The sequence below is a fragment of the Calothrix sp. NIES-2098 genome (genome assembly GCF_963875125.1).
Lineage (GTDB): Bacteria > Cyanobacteriota > Cyanobacteriia > Cyanobacteriales > Nostocaceae > Aulosira.
This window is the reverse complement of record NZ_CAWNKJ010000001.1, coordinates 6,756,743-6,776,406: the sequence shown is the minus strand read 5'-3', so window position 1 is coordinate 6,776,406 and position 19,664 is coordinate 6,756,743. Positions and strand designations below refer to the sequence as shown.

Sequence of the window (19,664 nt, the reverse complement as noted above, 5' to 3'; positions counted from 1 at the left end):
TAGTCCACAATAGCTGAAAAGCCCAAATACATATTTCTATCTTTAACAATGAAACGAAGAAGTTTCTGTCGTTATATGGCATTAGGTTCAGCCTGTTTCGCTGGAACTATTAGCAGTGATTCTGATGCCATGATGCCTAAATTATCCCAATCTAAATTACGTCATAATTGGGTGATTTTATATTGGATGCCCTACGATAACGACCTTGTAGAATTTGGCGAACTAATTATTAAAATGCTAGCCAAAGGAACAAAAAATTCCCCAGCAGCAGTGGTTGTTCAATCCGACTATTTTGGCGATCTTAAAATGCGCCGTCGTACCTTAATCGAGGGTGATATAAGGGAAGTTGATATTACAGCAAAAGATAGTAGCGACATATCAGCATTCTCTGCATATCTTGACTGGGCGTATCAAACTTTTGAGGCAGAACATTGGGCTGTTATTGTTGTGGGACATGGCGGTAAAATTAACGAAATTAGCCCTGATGACCAAGGATCGAGTTACAAAACACGCAAATGGATGAGAGTCAATCGATTTGCTAATGCAGTGAGTCGCTTTAATCAGGCTACTAACGGACGAGTTGAACTACTTTTCTTTCAAAACTGCAATAAAGCTACACTAGAAGTTGTATATGAAGTGAGGAATTGCGCTCGATATACGCTTGCATCGCAGATGGCTCTGGGTGCGCCAAATTATTACTATGAAGGCTTTCTCGAAATACTCAATCAGCCATCGATTGGTGGGCGCGAGGCTGCGATCGCAATCATCAAATCTGAAAGTGTGTATATGTACCATACGCTGACTTTGGTAGACAACCAAGCACTTCAAAATCTTCCTCCTAAGCTCTCACGGCTGATTCAACTACTTATTACCAATCACGCGCCAGCAATTGATTTATCTCAGGTATCAACTATTAGTTATTTTGATGAGCAGTGTTGTGATTTGCTAAATTTATTTGGCTATCTCTCCCAGAATATTTCTCAAACTAGTAATGCATTTACTGAGTTTGCTAACTTTCTCAAATCATCAGTAATTGCTCATTACCAAATAGGTGGAAGGCTTTATAGTCCTTATTTCAAAAAGAAATATGCAGACAAATTATCTGGACTTAGTTTGTATCTTCCAGAAAATAGACAAGCTATTTCTTTCTATAGTTCACTTGCTCTGTATCAAGAAGTTGATTTGGTCAGCTTATACAAACAAATAATTAGCAGTTAAGGGATTATATAAGAAGGCTTTTGAACGATAGACTGGGCAAAGAAGGCAACTCACTCCCATCCGATTATGACTAATCGTCTTGTTGAAGCCAAGAGTCTCTATCTCCGCAAACACGCTGAAAATCCCATTGATTGGTGGCCTTGGTCTGAAGAAGCACTGGCAACTGCAAGGGAAAAAAATCTACCGATCTTTCTCTCTATTGGCTACTCTAGTTGTCACTGGTGTACTGTCATGGAAGGTGAGGCTTTTTCTGACCTCACTATTGCTGAGTACATGAATGCCAATTTCCTCCCCATCAAAGTAGATAGGGAAGAAAGACCCGATATCGATAGCATCTATATGCAAGCTTTGCAAATGATGAGTGGTCAAGGGGGTTGGCCGTTAAATGTGTTTCTGTCTCCAGACGATTTAGTACCGTTTTACGCTGGTACTTATTTTCCTTTAGAACCGCGTTATGGTCGTCCTGGCTTTTTGCAAGTGTTGCAAGCGATTCGCCGTTACTACGATACAGAAAAGGCTGATTTGCAACAGCGCAAAGCTGTCATGGTAGAAGCATTACTTACCTCAGCCGTGTTGCAAGATGGTAAGGCGGACGATGTTGCAGAAAATGAATTACTCCGCCAAGGCTGGGAAACTTGCACAGCTATACTTACGCCTAATCAAACTGGGAATAGCTTCCCAATGATTCCTTATGGGGAATTAGTATTGCGCTTAAATCGGTTGAATTTTTCTTCTCGCTATGATGGCGCACAAGTTGTTACCCAGAGAGGGCTAGATTTGGCGCTGGGTGGAATTTACGATTGTGTGGGTGGTGGTTTTCACCGTTATACTGTTGACCCGACCTGGACAGTACCCCATTTTGAAAAGATGCTTTATGACAACGGTCAGATTGTCGAGTATCTGGCAAATTTGTGGAGTGCAGGAGTAGAAGAACCGGCATTTGAACGGGCGATCGCTAAAACTGTACAATGGCTCAAAAGAGAAATGACTGCGCCTGAAGGTTATTTCTATGCAGCCCAAGATGCTGATAGTTTCATCAACTCTACAGCCGCAGAACCAGAGGAAGGCGCATTTTATGTTTGGAGTTACAGGGAACTAGAGCAATTGCTCACTCCTGAGGAACTTACCGAATTACAACAGCAATTTACCGTCAGCCCTGAAGGTAACTTTGAAGGTCAGAATGTGTTGCAAAGGCGACATCCAGGGCAACTGAGCGACAAGCTAGAAATCGCTCTGGAAAAGTTATTTATTGCTAGATACGGAGTAAATGCTGAATCGCTAGATACTTTCCCCCCCGCACGCAATAACCAAGAAGCTAAAACCACTAACTGGCCGGGACGCATTCCTTCGGTGACAGATACAAAAATGATTGTGGCTTGGAATAGCTTAATGATTTCTGGTTTAGCAAGGGCGGCGGGAGTATTTCAACAACCATCGTACTTGGAAATAGCAGCAAAGGCAGCAAACTTTATTTTGGTGCATCAGTTTGTTGATGGGCGGTTTCACCGACTCAATTATGACAAGCAACCCCATGTTTTAGCTCAATCGGAAGATTACGCCTTTTTTATTAAAGCGCTGTTGGATTTACACCAAGCTTCTCTTGGGATGGGAAATGTCTCTTCCCCCGCTTTCTGGTTAGAAAAAGCGATCGCACTGCAAGATGAATTTAACGAATATCTTTGGAGTGTAGAATTAGGTGGCTATTGCAACGCTGCAAGTGATGCCAGTCAAGATTTAATTGTCCGCGAACGCAGCTATGCAGATAATGCTACACCTTCAGCCAACGGAGTAGCGATCGCAAATCTTGTGCGTCTCACCTTACTCACCGATAATCTGCATTATTTAGATTTAGCCGAACAAGGTTTGAAAGCCTTTAAGAGTATCATGGGTCGTGCGCCGCAAGCCTGTCCCAGTTTATTTACAGCTTTAGATTGGTATCGCAACTCAACTCTGATTCGCAGCAATACCGAACAAATCCACGCTCTTATCCCCAAGTATTTGCCTACTGTAGTATTTTCAACCGTATCAAATTTACCAGAAAACAGCATCGGCTTAGTTTGCCAAGGTTTGAAATGTCTTGCACCAGCAGAAAGCGTAGAGCATTTGTGGCAGCAAGTGCAGCAAAGTCAGAGTCGGGGATGAGGCAAGGGAGTGTGGGGAGTGTGGGAAGTGTGGGGAGACGAGGGAGAAATAACCAATGACAAATGACAGATGACAAATAACAAATTAACAGCCATCGTTCTCGCTGGTGGCCAAAGTTCTCGTATGGGTCAGGATAAAGCCTTGATTCCAATTCAAGGAATACCAATGCTACAGCGTGTTTTTAGTATTGCTCAAGCTTGTGCTGATACCGTTTATGTGGTCACTCCCTGGCCAGAACGTTATCAACACTTGCTTCTACCTGGTTGTCAATTTATCCAAGAATTACCTTCATCCCCCTCTTCCTTGTCCTCTCATACTCCCCACACTTCCCACCCTCCCTCATCCCCCTCCCACGGGCCACTAGTGGGTTTTGCACAAGGAATGGCGCAAGTACAAACCGAATGGGTGCTGTTGCTGGCTTGCGATTTACCTAAGTTAAAGGTTGAGGTGTTGCAAGCATGGATAACTAGACTTGATAGTGTGGGAGATGATGCGATCGCTGCATTGGCTCATCATGCTAAAGGATGGGAACCTCTGTGCGGTTTTTACCGCCGTCGCTGTTTACCAGAACTCCTAGATTTTATCAATCAAGGCGGGCGATCGTTTCAACAGTGGTTAAAACAACATCCCGTGCAAGTTCTCCCAGTCCTAGAAGCAGAAATGTTCTTTAACTGTAATACGCCAGAAGATTTAACTGGCAATGAATAGATTTTATCCAGAAGTTAGACAAAAGTTGAGTAATTACAGAATGTAACTTTTTTAAGTTTAATGTTTCTTTAACCATTACACAATCTAAATATCTGCAAAGAGCTCTATTTTCTGTATTAAAAATTGCAATTATCTGCAATCTCCAAGCTAAATATTAAAAATTTTGTAAATTATTAGCGAAGGTAAAAAAATTTACTAAAAACTCTTGAAAACTTCAGATATTTATTTTGTAATAGTAATAATTCATGGAACAATTCATCTATATTTAGATATAGATTTCTCAATAAACCTTGTATAGATGCTAGCGAGTAACGCAGTCATGTCTTCCTGGGGGATTGTGGCTTGTGTATGTACTCGCTTTTTTTATGGATAGAGGTTTGGAGATGAGTTGTTAAAAGTCTGCTAAACTCACGTTAATATACTGCTACGTTTGCTATTTATTTATATAGAATCGCTCAGGATTTTATAATGTATAGTCGTTGGCTATTATCTGCTTTAGCACTTTTATTGAGTGTATTTTTAGCTGCTTGTAACAATGCAAATATTCAGCAGCCATTGACACAACTACCTACTAACGCTCACTCTCAGGAATTACCAAAAGAATCTGTCAAAAGAGTTGTGGCTCTTTCCTCTCTTGCGGCGGATATTATCTATCAACTCGATAAATCAAAGTTAGTAGGTATAACTGGTAGTAAATTATTTAAAGACGATCCCAGGTTAACTAATATTCCTCGCGTGAGTGAGGGTCAAAGTCCGCCTAACTTAGAAAAAATTATCGCTCTCAAACCAGATTTAGCGATTGGTGCGGAAGGATTTTCTAACCAACCAATTCAAAAATTACAACAGTTAGGGATCAAGACTCTTCTTACCCAAGTTAAGAGTTGGGAATCATTAGAAAAATTGACTCGAACCTTGGCTGAATTAATCAATGCCGATCCTCAGCCTTTATTAAACAGCTACAATAACTTTTTAGCAGATAAACCCATCGATAGTCCTTCTACTTTAGCCATAGTTAGTCGTCAACCGATTTTAGCACCGAATAAAAACAGTTGGGCTGGGGATTTACTAGCGAAATTTCAAGCAAAAAACCTCGTAGCAGAATTACAAGGAAAAAGTCCCATCAGTGGGTATGTGACGCTTTCAGCAGAGAAAGTTCTAGAAGCAAATCCAGAGGTCTTAATAGTTGTCAATAATGCAGATCCACAACTTCTAGAATCTTTGAAAAAAGAAACATTTTGGCAACAACTGCAAGCAGTAAAAAATAATCGGGTTTATACTTTTGACTATTACGGGCTGGTAAATCCAGGTAGTATAGATGCAATAAAAAAAGCTTGTCAGCAATTAACGCAAGCTTTATCTACACCAGCAAGAAGTTAGATTAATGCTTTGTGTCTTTGTGTCTCTATGGTTTCAGATTTTTACCACGAAGACACAAAGAAACAGAGAGAAGAGATTTTTTCATTTCCTCGCGTATCCGCATCAGAAAGTCTCATTCTAGTTCATGCATGGCGATGAAAATTTTTTCATCGAGACTGCTTTCTGATACTAATCTTTTACTGGAGCGATGGGTTTTTGTGCAGATTTAATACTTTTGGTATTTTGCGGAGAACTACCAGTTATACTGCGGAAGTAAGCACCGCCGACGGTAAGCAAAAATGTTAAGTAACCTACTGCTTGTACGAGGTAAAGATTTTCTCGATAGCCAAACAAAGTTTTGAGAATAATGCCAGGAAGTTGTTCGTCGGGCAAGATTTTAGAAGTATTCCAAACCATTGGCCCTAAAATACAAGAGTGAACTTTAGTAAAACGTTCGTAATAGAAACACAGGCTTTCTGTAGCACGACTGCTAAGAGCAAGATTAGCCACAGATTCGTCAAAGTGTTTTAAAGCTGAAACTACTAAACCAGCAACTATCAAAACTAATAATACGCCCATTACTTGGAAAAATTGGCGAATATTGATTTTGACGCCCCATTTAAATAAAAGTACTCCAATGGCAATTGCTGTTATTAAACCAGCAATAGCACCTATAGCAGGCATAAAGCCTTGTTGAAAATTAGCAGCAATAAATAGAACAGTTTCAAAACCTTCGCGAATAACTGCAATTAAAATTAAGCTAAAAACACCCCAACCTGCATTTGAATTTTGGGTTAGCGCTTCTGTTACTGCTCCCTCAACTGTAGCCTTCATAACTTTGGCTTGCTTAGTCATCCACAGCAGCATCCAGCTGAGCATAATAATTGCTAATACGCTGAATATACCTTCTAGCATTGGTTCAACTACAGAGGTATATTGAGGATTAACTGCACCTAATGCTTGAATTACCCAGCTAAAAAGTACACCGATCAGCGCACTGACAACAATACCAACACCAACACCAGCATATACCCAAGAATTGAGACGAGATTGTTTGGCTTTTTTCAGTAGCGCCAGCACAATTCCCACAACTAAGGCTGCTTCTACTCCTTCTCGGAGTGTAATTACAAAAGTAGGTAAGGCAGTACTAAAATTCATTTTTAATCGTCCAAAGTCAACAGTCTAAAGTCAAAAAGTCCAAAGTCAACAGTCAACAGTCAAAATATTGACTTTTGACCATTGACTCTTGACTCTTGACTATTAACTAAAATCGCGTAACATTTTTTTCAGTTCAAGATTATGCATTTCTTCTTGACCAATCATGCTACGAGCGAACTCTTCTAGATAAATGCTGGCATTAGTGACAGTTTCTAGAAGATTTTTATACAAATCTAGCGCCTTCTTTTCATGGGATAAACTTTCTGCCAAAATATCTTTGACTGAATGCTGATAAGTTTCTTCCATTGGCGCAATTCTCAAAGAGGGATGTCCATCTAAACCTGTGAGAATTTCTCCGACTTGTTGGGCGTGAAGTAGAGATTCACTGGCCTGCGCTTTAAAAAAAGCCACAATTGGAATGCGGTTAGGGCCTGTCACCATCAGGGAATAATGAGTATATCTCACCACCCCTGCTAGTTCAAATTCCATAATTGCATTCAATAGGTCGATGGTTTTTTTGTGGTCAAGCTCTTGCATCTGTTGTTAAGTTAAGCAATGGTTACGAATGTAGCGTCATGAGTAATAAGTTAGGAGCGATACTCTTTTGAAGTGTTAAAAGTTGAGATGGTCTTCACTCTTAGCTCCTAATTATTTCCTCACTATTTAATCATTTTAAGCGCCTATTTCTACATCTTTAAATCTAATTAAATTGCTACTGCTGGGCTTGGGTGCTAGATTTATCGATCGCTTTTTGCGAATTTTGCTCAATGGTTTTCACTAGCTTGGTGACATCCTCAGGGGTTTTAACTGGCTGGGCTGGGGGGATAGCGGCGGGCCAAACTTTGACTAAGTCCGCAAAACTCGCTGCAATTGCTTTGTTGGCGTCGGGGCTTGTTTGGGCTACTTGGCTAGAAATACCTTTATACAATTCATTGGCGTAGACGACAAAGCCACGGGAGTCTTGATATTCAATGGCAGCAGCTATTTTACCATTGGCGATCGCAGCTCCATATTCGGAATTGGCTGCATCTAACAAGCCGTTGATTACCTGTAGCACAAATCCTGGTTTTGAGCGCTGAGATTCTGGTAAAGCGGCGATCGCGCCATCAACTGCTTGCACTGAAGAGGTAAAATCAGTTTTAACTTTGGCATTCTTAGGATTAGATTTGACTAAATCTTGCAAACTCACCAAAGTGGTTTTAAATTCTTTCACCTTGCGCTCGTTTAGTTGATCTTCAACATCAACATAAATCTCTTCAACTGGATGTCCAATATGCGGTTCAGCCTGTTTTGGTTGATCTCGATCCAAAAGTTCTTGTGCTACCAAAAGATGTCCTTTCATTAAGCCTAGCTTTGTCATGTAATCAACATCTTTGGCTTCACCTGTAAGTACTACTTCTTGAACTGTCACCTGGTCTTTAATTTGGTCGAATTGTTCTTGAGTAATTACTTTTTTACTTACCAAATCTTCTGGGTTTGCATAGGGACGGCTAGCTTGAATTTTATTTGATAATGCTGGCACACCTAGCTTGGCTTCAAACTTATCTAACTCGGACAAAATTGCCGTATTGATGTTAATTTTAGCTTTACTTCCATGACTATTGTGGCTTGCTGTTTCCGTAACTTGTGCTGGAGAATTAGCAGCAGGTACGGGTGAATTATTGGCAGTAGGCGTACCATTACTACAAGAACTGAGAGAAACTATGAAACAACTTGTCACAGCCAGGAAGATATAGCGTAGTTTAATCATTTTTGCTCCGAAAAAGTTTGCTATTTTGATAATTCAATGCATCCAACTTTTGTTGGGTATTATTGATATTATTTATGACTAACTATTATTTTCATTTATCATAATTAATATAATTTATCAACTTATAGTTTGAATATTTTTATAACCTTTAGTGATATTTCATTGAGCGATGTTTACTTGATTGCAGTTCCCAGATCAGAACCTGGGAATGCTAAAATGAAAACACAAGAAAATCTAATTCGACTCCCTATGGCTATCTATCTTGATGCTGTATGGGGTCTTTATTTTACAGACTGATTGGTTATTGTGCCGTCTATTTGCAAAGATTTCACATGATAACCTTGAAATTTAGGCTTTTGACTAACCCGAATCATAGCTGTAGGATAAGTAGCGATTAATAAAGTAAAAATCCCTACTAACATCCAAATATATTTGTGCATCAATTGGCTAGAAAGGTGGATTGTTTGTCTATCCATATTTCAAATTCTACGTAACTTTTGATTAACTCAAGGGTAAATAGGGAAATAGAGGATGCCAGATCATCGTAGTGGCAGCAATTAGTAAGGTAAACATCCAAAAAAAGATTGTTCTCGATGTAATCTGTTTGTTTTTCCAGAAAACAGATAAAATAGCCCAACTTATCAGCCAACCCAGCAATAATGCTGTTTCTTTGCCAGAATAACTGCCAATATTTCCCCAAAATTTATTCTGAAAATGGCTTCCTGGTATCCAGCTTCCCAGTGCCCAAACTGTTTTTTCTATATCTTTGGATGTATCTGATAAATGATGCACCACCATCATGAGAAAACAGCCAATTCCTGGGCTAATTAAAGCTGCTGCACCAGGACCGGAAATGCTGGGCGGATTTTTTGAACCTGCTGCTAATCCGCGAGGAAATCTCTTTAATCCCCGCCAAAGACGCACATATAAAGGTTCAGATGTAAGTTCTAATTCCGATGAAAAATTGAGTTTTTGAGACATTTCAGCAAACTCGAAAATTTAATTACAAAGCATGGATTTTAGCAACACCAATTCCACTGACTAATCCACCCATAGCAAAAAACATCATTGCCATTAAAGCCACACAAGTAGCTGTTAGCAGAGGACGATTTTGCTTTTCTAAAATTGAGTCACCATACTTCCACAAAACCCAGGTACAAGCTACTCCTAAAGGCAAAGTAAAAAGTACGCTAAATTCGTGGTATTCCATGAAAATATAATGTGCTAAAGGCGAATTTTCTTTGAGCCAAGCTCTAGCACCGCCAACTTCTGCGCCTGCACGGTAGCGCATATATGCTAAGTTACCCGTAGCGATTCCTAAAAAGGCGATCGCACTCGACCAAAATGTTAAAGTACGCATCTGCGGCAAAATTTGACCGACTCCCCGCAGTAAGGGAAAGGCTAAATGTCCGGTATATACAGTAACTACTGTGGCGAATAATGCCCCAAAGCCGTGTATCGTTCCTAGCCATCGCTGCCAAGGACTAGGATGCAATAGATTAATGAAGGGTAAAAATAAAAACATTCCCGCAGACAAAATGCTTAATCCATAAACAGCGACCTTGGCGATATCAAACTGTCGGGGAAAAGGGCCGGAAACTGAATCAACCTGCGAATCTACAGCCATACCAAAATTACCAAGCAATTGAAAATTCAAAGTCTCATCACAAATAGACAAATCATGCATTCATGACCTCAAATACACCCATGCAACCGTGTTCTGCGATCGCATCTTGATGGGGATGGAACATATACTTACCTGGATAGCGAAACGCAAATTCCAAGATGTGCCTTTCAGCTACGCCCATCGTGATGACATCGGTTTTCTCGCTAGGAGTTAGAGTCATCCCTGTGCGATAAACATCAAAAAAGTTGGCATGAAGGTGAAAAGTCACCGCCGGATCGTATTCAATGATGTTCAAGACATACAGCCGAACTAACTGATCTTTGTAAATTCGGATCGGATTGTCCATGTAGAAGTGGGGCAGTCCGTTGAAAGCGTAATATTCATTGTGGCTATCATCATTAATGTCATACCCAGCCATTACTAATGCGATTTCATCAGCTGGCGGACGGGGAGTAGGCGGATCGATGATAAACATTCCGTATAACCCTTTGGCAATATGACGGGTAACGGGTTCAATATGGCAGTGATACAAGTGAACGCCATAAGGTTCGGCGTCAAATTCATAGATTGTGGCACTACCATTACTGACTGGGCGAATCCCATCCATGTCTGATGAATGAATGCCGTGAAAATGTAAAGAGTGGGAATGTCCTGCCTTATTGAGAAATAGTATCCGCACCCGTTCGCCCTGTTTGACTCTGAGTGTCGGCCCTGGTATGTGACCGTTTAAATCCCAGATGTTGTAAGACACAGCGCTATTGAGCTGAAGGACAGAAGTACCCGCAGTCAAAGTAAATTCTCTGATGGTACGTCCATTTTCTTTTTTCAGCGTCCCATAATCGAAATTCCTTAGCATCTTCATGGGTTGAGCTACGCCTTCAGGTGCTGCTATTTCTAGGGGTGGAACTTTGACAATTGATTTTCTTTTGGCATTCGCCATGTGCCAAAGTGCTGCCACTCCCGTCACACCAGTGCCACATAGACCCAGCTTTAGCAGTTGACGACGGCTCCAAAGTGTTTCTTTCCCAAGAGCTAAGTTGTTGGGCATGACATTAATTAACGGTTAGCGTTACAATAAAAAGTTGCAAATTATTTGCAATTACTCTTGTGTATAGTAGAGGACTTAGGAATTATTGTCAATAATTCTGGGATTTGGAATTCAGGGCGTCAATCAAGTTAATTCGCTGCAACAAACTCGAAAAACGCTCTGGAATTTTCTATCTATTATTGTGTGATGTAATTATTTTTACTAACTCAAAAGTAAGAAATTTTACTAAAAGGTTCGATTCTTTTTTAGTCGTTGTCTGTATTTTCTGAGAAAGATTTTAATTGTATTAGTAAATCAAAAAAGAATATTTAATATTTTGCAATTAAAAAATATTTTGCTTGTAAAGTTTTAAATGTGATATTAATCACTTACTCAACGTTAAATTTAGTAATAAGCTCCCAATAAGTAATTTGTATATGATTAAATCTCACTATTTTGTCTGATAGGAATCTTTACTCCAGAGAGATATTTATTTTTACTCGCTGGCTCAGAAAATAGATAAATATCAAATAAATTTCCTACTAAACATAGATATATATAAATATTTGTCAATTCCGAAAAACCTGAAATAGCGCTCATATCATCTATTAACAGCGTAAATTCCGTAGTTAAGTATCTAAATCTAAAAATAAAATTAACAAAACTTTAAATATTAAAAAATAAGTATATTATTTAACGCATATTTTATTGTCAATCTACCGGAAGTATCACTATAAAATCCCCCAATAGGGCATTGTAAAAATAGTTGAATTTCTGCTTTTTATTAATTTAATGCCGCAGTTACATTGAGTAATTTGTGTGAATAAAAACATGACACACGGGGCACATCATGCATATTCCTGATGGATTTGTTTCTGTACCAGTAGCAGGAGCTACGGGTCTGGCGAGTGCGGCAGCACTCTTGATTGCTTTCAGGCGATCGCAAGAAGCTTTGGGGATTCGTCGCGCTCCAATACTGGGCTTAACTACAGCCTTTATTTTTGCTGCCCAGATGATTAATTTTCCAGTGGCAGGGGGTACTAGCGGCCACTTGCTAGGAGGAACTCTAGCCGCAGTTGTTTTAGGTAGTCCTTGGGCAGGAACATTGTGCATCTCTACAGTATTAATTATCCAAGCTGTGCTGTTTGCCGATGGTGGGATCACAGCTTTGGGAGCGAATATTTTTAACATGGCAGTGATTGGTGTTTGGGTTGGCTGGGGTTTAACTCAAACATTGCAACGGCTGTTTGGCGGTTCGAGAGGGCGCTTACCCCTAGCTGCTGGCATTGCCGCAGGTGTAAGTGTAGTAGTAGCTGCGATCGCCTGTGCTATTCAGCTAGCTCTTTCGGGCACAGCACCAGCAGGTATAGTTTTAGGAACCATGACGGGTACTCATATCTTGATTGGTATTGGTGAAGGGCTAATTACTGGGAGCGTATTGGTATACCTCGCCAGAGAAAGACCCGATTTATTACCAGGGGAACAACAGCAATTTCGTGGTTGGTTAGTACCGGTTGTCAGCATTGTTTTAGTCGCAGGTGTACTCTCACTTTTTGCCTCAGCTTGGCCTGATGGTTTAGAAAGAGTTGCCGAGAATTTGGGCTTTATTGACTTAGCCAAACAAGTGCGGGTGATTGTGCCCACACCCCTAGCTAATTACAGCGTTCCGGGTTGGGGAACAATTGGTACTAGTATTGCTGGGCTTGTAGGAGCTGCGGTGTGCTTTGCTGTCGCTTTTGGAATTGCCAAGGTAGTAAAACCGAATAATGCTTAAAATTCCCCTACCGCTACGCTTGCAACTTTCGCTGATAATTGTCATTGGTGCGGCTTTGTTAAAGCATCATGCTTGGTATCACCTGGGTGCATACGGAGCGATCGCACTTTTATGGGCTTGGGTGTTACGCGTGCGCATTCCCCAATTAGGAAAATTACTTGGTACTGAGTTGCTATTTTTATCTTTCCTAGCTTTGCCTTTGGGATGGGAGCGCGCTAGTTTTTTGCTAGTGCGTTCTCTCATCTGTCTCATTGCTATGAATAGTTTTTTGTTAACTTTACCGCCTCATAGCTTCGGCATCGCGCTCAAGAGCTTACCCCTACCATTACCGTTAAAAGAAAATTTGCTCTTAGCCGGACAGTACCTAGAAATTTTGCAGTTAGAAGTGACAAGAATGCAGCGTAGCGCTCAATTACGAGGTTTAAAAGGTTCTGCTGGCTGGCTGCGCTATACCAGTGCTGCCACGATCGGAGCCTTGTATCTGCGAAGTCTCGATCGGGCAGAGCGAGTCCACGCCGCAATGATCGCTCGTGGCTACAATGGGCAGCTACCGATAGATTCAATATTAAAACCCAAAGAGCGTTTTACCCTGTTAGCAGCTTGTGCGATCGCTGCTTGTTTAACCATTAGCTCCTACCAGTTAATCATTAACAGTTAATACTTAGTAGGAGCGCAGTTGTGAATCTTGAGTTGTGAATCTTGAAATCTTTAACTTCCAATCCCCAATCTGCAACCCGTAACCCCCACGCTGCTGTAGTGGAGGTTCAAAATTTGGTATATGCTTACACTAATCAAGAGCCAGTATTAAAAGATATTTCTTTTAAATTAAATCCAGGCGATCGCGTGGCGCTAATGGGTGCAACTGGTTCCGGGAAAAGCACCTTACTAGAAAATCTCATCGGCTTAAAACAACCACAAAGCGGAAAAATTTGGATTGATGGCATTCCTGTAGAACAGAAAACCCTATCTCAAGTACGCCGTCTAATTGGTTTTAGCTTCCAAGATGCTAACGACCAATTATTTATGCCGACTATCTTAGAAGACGTGACCTTCGGGCCGCGCAATTATGGTGTACCGCCAGCAGTTGCAATCGATCGAGCACGCCAGTTATTAGCTAATTTTGGACTGGAAGCCTACGCCAACCGTTCTGCTCACGAACTTTCTGGCGGACAAAGACGTTTAGCAGCCCTAGCAGCAATCTTAGCCTTAGAGCCGAGTATTTTGATTTTAGATGAGCCAACTAACGGTCTAGATCCTGCGTGGCGGCGTCACTTGGCGCAGGTGTTATTAAATTTGCCAGTGCAGGTAATTTTAATTGCTTCCCATGACCTCAATTGGTTAGGTAAAGTAACTCAACGTGCTTTGGTGCTGGCTAATGGTCGGATTCCCATCGACAGGGACATTCAACCACTTTTACAAGATGGAGATACTTTAGATCGGTTGGGTTTGCCAGTAGATTGGTAAGTCAAGTCGCTTCGTTGCAATTCGTAATTCATACCCCATGAATAAATTGGGCATTGCCCACCGTATCTAGCTAGTAGTCTGCCAGACAAATTATGAGAGGTCAAAAATCCCCGACTTTTTGAAAAAGTCGGGGATTTGAACAATAGACCTCTTGCACGAAAGCAAAATTTGCCCTCATCCCCCAACCCCTTCTCCCACAATTGGGAGAAGGGGAGCAAATTTCAAAGTTTCTCTCCTTTGGGAGAGGAATTTAGGGTGAGGACTTCTGATTCGCTAACAGTAGCCTACAAAATAAAGGTAGTAAATTATATAGATGTATCCAATTACGTTACTTCATCGCCAAATTACTGAATTATTGGATACTATGGTTGGGATTTTACTGCTGGTGGGTGTTCATGTTTGTTTTGCGTAAATATAACGTTATTTTTCCTGTTAGTCTGAGTATCGCGCTGCTGCTGACTGGTTGTTTTGAGAATAAAGCCTCCCAGTGTCAGCGACTAATTCAGGCGGTAAATGATGCAAATTCTCTAATTGATAAAAATAAAGGACAGCAGGTAATTACAAGCTTGCAACTGTCTAAAGATTTAGAAGCTGTGACAAAATCCATAGAGGAACTGAAATTAGAAGATCCGAAGTTAAAAGAATATCAAACTCGGTATGCTAAGGTTTTCAGGAATCTCAGTCAAGCGATCGCCAAAGCAGCTAAGGCTCTTGGTTCAGCTAAGACAGCCGAAGCCTCAGAAGCTGGAAGGGAAAAACTGCAAAAGGCTAGAACAGAAATCGACACAGCACTGACAGCAGCCGCTAAAACCGCAGGTAAAGATTCCGATAAGCTAGTAGGTGAGGTTAATAAATACTGTAGCGAACCTGAGTAAATCGCAGCTAATAAAAATTTTTCAGCATAGGGTAAAGCAGCATAACAAATATAAAGATATTTAAGTAAATTTCATAAAAAAGGGTGGTTTATGAGTTGCGAAGTTACTTTACGAATCGCAAGAGCTAGGCGAACAGTCGCAAGAGCTAGTTGACCAGTCGCCACAGCTAGGCGAACAGTCACAACAGCTAGCTGAACAGTCGCAATAGCTAGGCGAACAGTCACAACAGCTAGGCGAACAGTCACAACAGCTAGTTGACCAGTCACAACAGCTAGGCGAACAGTCGCAAGAGCTAGTTGAACTGTCACAATAGCTAGGTGAACCGTCACAATAGCTAGGTGAACCGTCGCAAGAGCTAGTTGAACAGTCACATGAGCTAGGTGAACCGTTGTAATCCCAATTCACGAAATTACTGATACAAATCACTTCCTCTGCTCCTCTGCTCCCTCTGCTCGTTATTTCGCAAAGACTACGATTTTTTCCTCCGTATCTTTTGTTCCCTATTTGCCATTCCCTCTATAAATGAAATAGAGCAAACCTAACTGTTCGGGTTTTCCAGTAGTGTGGGCAAATGCTGCAAATTACTCAAATTGCATTCAGGCGGAGGCTGCTCGGCGCGATCGCTCTGCCGATTATCTTACTATTACTATTGTCGGGGGTCTCCATCTGGCAAATTACCCGCCTGCTGTCAGCGATGCAGTGGGTCGATCATACCGATCGGGTGATTTCCCAAGCAAATTATTTGCAGAAATTGCTGCTGGATATAGAAACGGGAGTACGGGGTTATCAGCTGACGGGAACTCCAGAGTTTTTGGAACCTTACCAGCAAGCTAGCTCCAAAATTAACACTGCTTTCGATCGGTTGGGCGATCTAGTTGCCGACAATCCTACACAAGCTAAACGCTTAAAAGATATTCGATCGGAGCAAGTAACGTGGTACAAATCGATTAACCAAGCGATCGCTCGTCAACAACGCGGTGAAGTTGAATCTCTAGCAGGGTTGAAGGATCGCAAACAAATAACTGACTTGATGCGCCGCCAAATTGCTGATTTTATCGCTACCGAAGAGCAGCTACGCAATCAACGCGCCGACACAGCACAAAAGACTACTCAAATAATCATCCTCACGAGTATTCTTTTGTCAATCGCAATTGGTGGCTTGATTGGCTACTTTATCAAATGGCAGTTGGCAAAAGTTTCCCGCAGCTATGAAAATGCTCTCTCAACTGCCCAAGAACAAACAAAAAATGCCCAAAATTCTGCGCAAAGACTCGTAGCCTTACATGAAATTGACCTGGCAATTTTGGCGGCCGAGTCTATTGAATTACTGATCGTAGCTGCTTTGCAACAAATGCATCAATTAGTACCTTACCAGCAGGCTTTTGTTGCCCTATTCGATTTTAAAACAAGAACTGGTCGGATTATAGCTGGCCATAGTGTCACCGGAGAATTGCAACCTCCTGAAGGTACTCAAATGCCATTAACAGATTTTGCCCGAGAGCAAAGCTGGCAGCAAGATATTTATTGTGTAGAAGACTTGACAACTGAGAATTCCTATCCGCCGATTTTAGCTCAGTTGCGCTTAGGGGGAATTCGCTGTTGCCTGTGTATTCCCATGCTGGTTGAACAAACACTGCTGGGAGAACTTTACCTAACAACAACACAAACAGCCGCTTTTGATACTCAAACTCAAGATATTGCTCGTGAAGTCACCGCGCAATTAGCGATCGCCATCCAACAATCTCTGCTACGCGAACAACTGCAAAACTATGCTTCCGAGTTAGAGCAGCGTGTGAGCGATCGCACAGCCGACTTACAAGTAGCAAATCAAGAGTTAGAAGCTTTTACTTATTCCATCTCCCACGACTTACGCGCACCATTACGCACTATGCAAGGTTTTGCCCAAGCATTACTAGAAGACTACAGCGACCAACTTGATTCAATTGGGCAAGAATACATAGAGTATATTACTGAAGGTGCTGTGCAGATGGATACTTTAATCAACGATCTGCTCGCCTACAGTCGCCTCAGCCGTGTTGATATCCAACTCAATCCTGTGGATTTAACTTTGGTAGTAGAAGAAGCATTAAAGCAAATTAGCGCCCAGATTCAAGAGCAACAGGCTAAAGTCACAGTCATCTCACCCCTACCCCAAGTCATAGCCCACCGCCCTACCCTCATCCAAGTCGTGACAAATTTATTGAGTAATGCGATTAAATTTGTGAAACCAGGAATACAACCAGAAGTTAAGGTTTATGCGCAGGAACAAAAAGATTGGATAAACTTATGGGTGATAGACAACGGCATTGGCATTGCGCCCCAACATCAGGAGCGTATATTCAATGTCTTTGAGCGACTGCATGGTGTGGAAACTTACCCCGGGACAGGGATTGGTTTAGCCATTGTGCGGAAAAGTATTGAGCGCATGGGTGGCCGAGCCGGGGTTGAGTCGCAACCAAGTATCGGCAGTCGTTTTTGGATTGCTCTACCAAAAGCTAATTTCCATCCTCATGCCACAACCGACTCAAGCACTCAAGGTTCTAGTAATCGATGATAATCCAGGCGATCGCGCTTTAGTCATTCGCCAATTGCGACGAGAATTGACGCAACTCCAAGCACAAGAAATTCGCGATGCCACAGAATTATCAAATGCAATAGCAATAGATAATTTTGACTTGGTTATTACCGACTACCAGCTGCTCTGGAGTAATGGAATAGAAGTTTTACGCGCTATTAAGCAGCGCTATCCATCCTGTCCGGTAATTATGTTTACTAATACAGGTAGTGAGGAGATTGCTGTTGAGGCCATGAAGTCTGGCTTAGACGACTATGTTCTCAAACAACCCAATCGCTACACTCGTCTTGCAACTACTGTACGCGTGGTTTTAGAACGGTTAGAAATTCAACGCCGAGCCACCTTGTTAGAAGTTCGCCTGCAAGGATTGCTTAACCAATTAAAGTTAGGTGTTTTTCGTGCCACTGCTACGGGAGATTTGCTGGAGTGTAACCGAGCTTTTCTAGAATTATTGAGTGTAAATTCATTAGCTCAAGCTCAGGCAATGCAGCCATTTAACTTGCAAGAGAATTATACCCAACTACTAAATCTGCCTTCACCCCAGCAGCAAGAAATCGAGGTAGAGTTACGCCGTGCTGATGGAAGATTGATGTGGACTTTGTTAACTACAACCTTGAGAAAGATTGAAGGTGAAAGCGTAATTGATGGCTTAATTGAAGATATTACGGTTCGCAAACAGGCGGAAATTGAAAAATCCCAACTTAACGAAATTCTAGAGCAGCGAGTTAGAGAGCGTACCAGAGAGCTAGAAGAAACAAATCGCCAATTAGCTGTTGCCAATCAAGACTTAGAAGAATTTGCTTACACGATTTCCCACGACTTACGCGAACCATTACGGGCGATTTCTGGTTTCAGTTCTATCTTGCTGAGAAATCAAGACGCACAATCCCAAGCCAACCAAGATTATTTGCGCCGGATTATCGACAGTACCCAGCAAGCAGATCGCCTCATTGAAGATTTACTCGCTTACAGTCGTCTCAGCCGCACGGATATACCAGTGCAACCGATTAATCTATCGATATTAATTTCAGAAATTCTCAGGCAGTTACAACCAGAATTACAGCAGCGTCAGGCACAAGTGCAAATTGCACAACCTTTAGCTGAAGTTATGGGCAATCGTACAATTCTCATCCAAGTGATTACCAACCTTCTAACCAACGCGATCAAGTTCGTTTCCCCAGGCGTAACACCGCAAATACGGGTATGGAGCGAACAACGAGAAAACCGCATCCGTCTATGGGTAGAAGACAACGGTATTGGGATTGCACAACAGTATCAACAGCAAATATTTCAAGTATTTAATCGCTTACACAGTAATGAAGTTTATCCCGGTACAGGTATTGGTTTAGCTATTGTCCGCAAAGGAGTCGAACGTCTGGGAGGAAACGCTGGTGTGGAATCCCAGCCCCAACAGGGAAGCCGATTTTGGATAGAATTATTAAAGGCTGTTGATTAAAAATGAATCCACACCGAGATGATATTTTGCTTGTAGAAGACAACCCTAAAGATGTTTTGCTAATTCAACGAGCGCTGCGTAAGGCCAATATCTCCAATTCGCTTCAGATAGTCAATGATGGCGATGCCGCTGTGCTGTATTTATCTGGAGAGGAACCTTATAGCGATCGCACTCTTTATCCTTTACCCGTACTGATCTTACTCGACCTCAAACTACCACGCAGGTCTGGGTCGGAAGTGCTAAGGTGGTTACGCCAGCAACCATTACTCAAGCGCATACCTGTAGTGGTTCTCACCTCTTCTAAAGAGTATGCCGACATCAACCTGGTCTACGATATGGGTGTCAATGCTTACATAGTCAAACCTGTTGCCTTCAACGATCTAGTAGAAATCGTCAAAACGCTTAACTTACATTGGATCGTTTTTAATGAAAAGCCACAAGTTGAAACTGCGTAACATTATGAATCAAGGCACATGGCAAACCCAATGAAAAAATTTTACAGCCATAAATAACAAGTTCTCTTCTCTCCGTGTC

At 41.6% G+C, this 19,664-nt stretch carries 19 protein-coding genes; 11 read left to right on the top strand and 8 right to left on the bottom strand.

The genetic code is table 11. The features are described 5' to 3' along the window. Positions 1 to 48: 48 nt before the first annotated feature. The 4 genes from AACU33_RS28330 (at position 49) to AACU33_RS28315 (ending at position 5,445) form a co-directional block, all read left to right on the top strand. A complete protein-coding gene (locus AACU33_RS28330; RefSeq protein ID WP_096593122.1) occupies positions 49 to 1,218 on the top strand; it encodes a clostripain-related cysteine peptidase in 1,170 nt (389 codons plus the stop codon). Positions 1,219 to 1,284: 66 nt separating this feature from the next. Beyond that, entirely contained in the window at positions 1,285 to 3,360 is a 2,076-nt protein-coding gene (locus tag AACU33_RS28325; RefSeq protein ID WP_096593120.1) for a thioredoxin domain-containing protein, read from the top strand. A gap of 69 nt (positions 3,361 to 3,429) precedes the next feature. Then, complete coding sequence (locus AACU33_RS28320; protein ID WP_096593117.1) at positions 3,430 to 4,068, top strand: molybdenum cofactor guanylyltransferase; 639 nt, start codon at positions 3,430 to 3,432, stop codon at positions 4,066 to 4,068. Positions 4,069 to 4,536: 468 nt separating this feature from the next. Beyond that, positions 4,537 to 5,445: an ABC transporter substrate-binding protein gene (locus tag AACU33_RS28315; protein WP_096593115.1), complete on the top strand. Its 909-nt coding sequence runs from the start codon at positions 4,537 to 4,539 to the stop codon at positions 5,443 to 5,445. Positions 5,446 to 5,613: 168 nt separating this feature from the next. Here AACU33_RS28315 and AACU33_RS28310 read toward each other — a convergent pair whose 3' ends face one another. From AACU33_RS28310 to AACU33_RS28280, 7 genes are all read right to left on the bottom strand, one after another. Continuing rightward, positions 5,614 to 6,582 (bottom strand): FTR1 family iron permease, encoded by a 969-nt coding sequence (locus AACU33_RS28310; RefSeq protein ID WP_096593113.1) that lies wholly within the window; start codon positions 6,580 to 6,582, stop codon positions 5,614 to 5,616. 102 nt (positions 6,583 to 6,684) lie between these two features. Beyond that, entirely contained in the window at positions 6,685 to 7,119 is a 435-nt protein-coding gene (locus AACU33_RS28305) for a ferritin-like domain-containing protein (RefSeq protein ID WP_096593110.1), read from the bottom strand. A 175-nt stretch (positions 7,120 to 7,294) separates the two neighbouring features. Then, entirely contained in the window at positions 7,295 to 8,332 is a 1,038-nt protein-coding gene (locus tag AACU33_RS28300; protein ID WP_096593108.1) for a ComEA family DNA-binding protein, read from the bottom strand. A 281-nt stretch (positions 8,333 to 8,613) separates the two neighbouring features. Then, positions 8,614 to 8,808 carry a hypothetical protein gene (locus tag AACU33_RS28295; RefSeq protein WP_096593105.1) on the bottom strand — a complete coding sequence of 65 codons (195 nt, stop codon included), beginning with the start codon at positions 8,806 to 8,808 and terminating at the stop codon, positions 8,614 to 8,616. Positions 8,809 to 8,833: 25 nt separating this feature from the next. Further along, on the bottom strand, positions 8,834 to 9,313 hold the full coding sequence (locus tag AACU33_RS28290; protein ID WP_096593103.1) for a hypothetical protein: 480 nt from the start codon (positions 9,311 to 9,313) through the stop codon (positions 8,834 to 8,836). A 22-nt stretch (positions 9,314 to 9,335) separates the two neighbouring features. Further along, complete coding sequence (locus AACU33_RS28285) at positions 9,336 to 10,019, bottom strand: hypothetical protein (protein ID WP_339376340.1); 684 nt, start codon at positions 10,017 to 10,019, stop codon at positions 9,336 to 9,338. After that, on the bottom strand, positions 10,012 to 11,007 hold the full coding sequence (locus AACU33_RS28280; protein WP_096593100.1) for a multicopper oxidase domain-containing protein: 996 nt from the start codon (positions 11,005 to 11,007) through the stop codon (positions 10,012 to 10,014). Before AACU33_RS28280 ends, AACU33_RS28285 begins: the two co-directional genes overlap by 8 nt. Positions 11,008 to 11,836: 829 nt before the next feature. On the opposite strand from AACU33_RS28280, the gene AACU33_RS28275 reads away from it, so the two are divergent. The 4 genes from AACU33_RS28275 (at position 11,837) to AACU33_RS28260 (ending at position 15,099) form a co-directional block, all read left to right on the top strand. Next, positions 11,837 to 12,760, top strand: coding sequence for an energy-coupling factor ABC transporter permease (locus AACU33_RS28275; RefSeq protein ID WP_096593097.1), 924 nt, complete (start codon positions 11,837 to 11,839; stop codon positions 12,758 to 12,760). Beyond that, positions 12,753 to 13,418, top strand: coding sequence for an energy-coupling factor transporter transmembrane component T family protein (locus tag AACU33_RS28270; RefSeq protein WP_096593095.1), 666 nt, complete (start codon positions 12,753 to 12,755; stop codon positions 13,416 to 13,418). The genes AACU33_RS28275 and AACU33_RS28270 overlap by 8 nt, the downstream gene beginning before the upstream one ends. Positions 13,419 to 13,459: 41 nt before the next feature. Beyond that, complete coding sequence (locus tag AACU33_RS28265) at positions 13,460 to 14,224, top strand: energy-coupling factor ABC transporter ATP-binding protein (protein ID WP_096593093.1); 765 nt, start codon at positions 13,460 to 13,462, stop codon at positions 14,222 to 14,224. Positions 14,225 to 14,619: 395 nt separating this feature from the next. Continuing rightward, entirely contained in the window at positions 14,620 to 15,099 is a 480-nt protein-coding gene (locus tag AACU33_RS28260) for a hypothetical protein (RefSeq protein WP_096593090.1), read from the top strand. A 71-nt stretch (positions 15,100 to 15,170) separates the two neighbouring features. On the opposite strand, the gene AACU33_RS28255 is transcribed toward AACU33_RS28260, so the two are convergent. Further along, positions 15,171 to 15,470, bottom strand: coding sequence for a hypothetical protein (locus tag AACU33_RS28255; protein ID WP_096593088.1), 300 nt, complete (start codon positions 15,468 to 15,470; stop codon positions 15,171 to 15,173). Positions 15,471 to 15,670: 200 nt separating this feature from the next. Here AACU33_RS28255 and AACU33_RS28250 point away from each other — a divergent pair, with 200 nt between their 5' ends. From AACU33_RS28250 to AACU33_RS28240, 3 genes are read left to right on the top strand one after another with little or no spacing between them, the layout of a single operon-like run. After that, positions 15,671 to 17,653, top strand: a complete 1,983-nt coding sequence (locus AACU33_RS28250) for a CHASE3 domain-containing protein (protein ID WP_096593085.1) — start codon at positions 15,671 to 15,673, stop codon at positions 17,651 to 17,653. After that, on the top strand, positions 17,610 to 19,130 hold the full coding sequence (locus AACU33_RS28245) for a sensor histidine kinase (RefSeq protein WP_096593082.1): 1,521 nt from the start codon (positions 17,610 to 17,612) through the stop codon (positions 19,128 to 19,130). Before AACU33_RS28250 ends, AACU33_RS28245 begins: the two co-directional genes overlap by 44 nt. A gap of 2 nt (positions 19,131 to 19,132) precedes the next feature. Further along, complete coding sequence (locus AACU33_RS28240; protein ID WP_096593079.1) at positions 19,133 to 19,585, top strand: response regulator; 453 nt, start codon at positions 19,133 to 19,135, stop codon at positions 19,583 to 19,585. The last annotated feature ends 79 nt before the right edge of the window (positions 19,586 to 19,664 follow it).

Bases quoted from the DNA above. Each gene is read 5' to 3' on its own strand.
- AACU33_RS28325 (WP_096593120.1), top strand. From the start codon at position 1,285: ATGACTAATCGTCTTGTTGAAGCCAAGAGTCTCTATCTCCGCAAACAC.
- AACU33_RS28260 (WP_096593090.1), top strand. From the start codon at position 14,620: ATGTTTGTTTTGCGTAAATATAACGTTATTTTTCCTGTTAGTCTGAGT.
- AACU33_RS28240 (WP_096593079.1), top strand. From the start codon at position 19,133: ATGAATCCACACCGAGATGATATTTTGCTTGTAGAAGACAACCCTAAA.
- AACU33_RS28300 (WP_096593108.1), bottom strand. From the start codon at position 8,332: ATGATTAAACTACGCTATATCTTCCTGGCTGTGACAAGTTGTTTCATA.
- AACU33_RS28290 (WP_096593103.1), bottom strand. From the start codon at position 9,313: ATGTCTCAAAAACTCAATTTTTCATCGGAATTAGAACTTACATCTGAA.
- AACU33_RS28275 (WP_096593097.1), top strand. From the start codon at position 11,837: ATGCATATTCCTGATGGATTTGTTTCTGTACCAGTAGCAGGAGCTACG.
- AACU33_RS28245 (WP_096593082.1), top strand. From the start codon at position 17,610: ATGCCACAACCGACTCAAGCACTCAAGGTTCTAGTAATCGATGATAAT.
- AACU33_RS28270 (WP_096593095.1), top strand. From the start codon at position 12,753: ATGCTTAAAATTCCCCTACCGCTACGCTTGCAACTTTCGCTGATAATT.
- AACU33_RS28330 (WP_096593122.1), top strand. From the start codon at position 49: ATGAAACGAAGAAGTTTCTGTCGTTATATGGCATTAGGTTCAGCCTGT.
- AACU33_RS28285 (WP_339376340.1), bottom strand. From the start codon at position 10,019: ATGCATGATTTGTCTATTTGTGATGAGACTTTGAATTTTCAATTGCTT.
- AACU33_RS28310 (WP_096593113.1), bottom strand. From the start codon at position 6,582: ATGAATTTTAGTACTGCCTTACCTACTTTTGTAATTACACTCCGAGAA.
- AACU33_RS28315 (WP_096593115.1), top strand. From the start codon at position 4,537: ATGTATAGTCGTTGGCTATTATCTGCTTTAGCACTTTTATTGAGTGTA.
- AACU33_RS28250 (WP_096593085.1), top strand. From the start codon at position 15,671: ATGCTGCAAATTACTCAAATTGCATTCAGGCGGAGGCTGCTCGGCGCG.
- AACU33_RS28295 (WP_096593105.1), bottom strand. From the start codon at position 8,808: ATGGATAGACAAACAATCCACCTTTCTAGCCAATTGATGCACAAATAT.
- AACU33_RS28305 (WP_096593110.1), bottom strand. From the start codon at position 7,119: ATGCAAGAGCTTGACCACAAAAAAACCATCGACCTATTGAATGCAATT.
- AACU33_RS28280 (WP_096593100.1), bottom strand. From the start codon at position 11,007: ATGCCCAACAACTTAGCTCTTGGGAAAGAAACACTTTGGAGCCGTCGT.
- AACU33_RS28320 (WP_096593117.1), top strand. From the start codon at position 3,430: ATGACAAATAACAAATTAACAGCCATCGTTCTCGCTGGTGGCCAAAGT.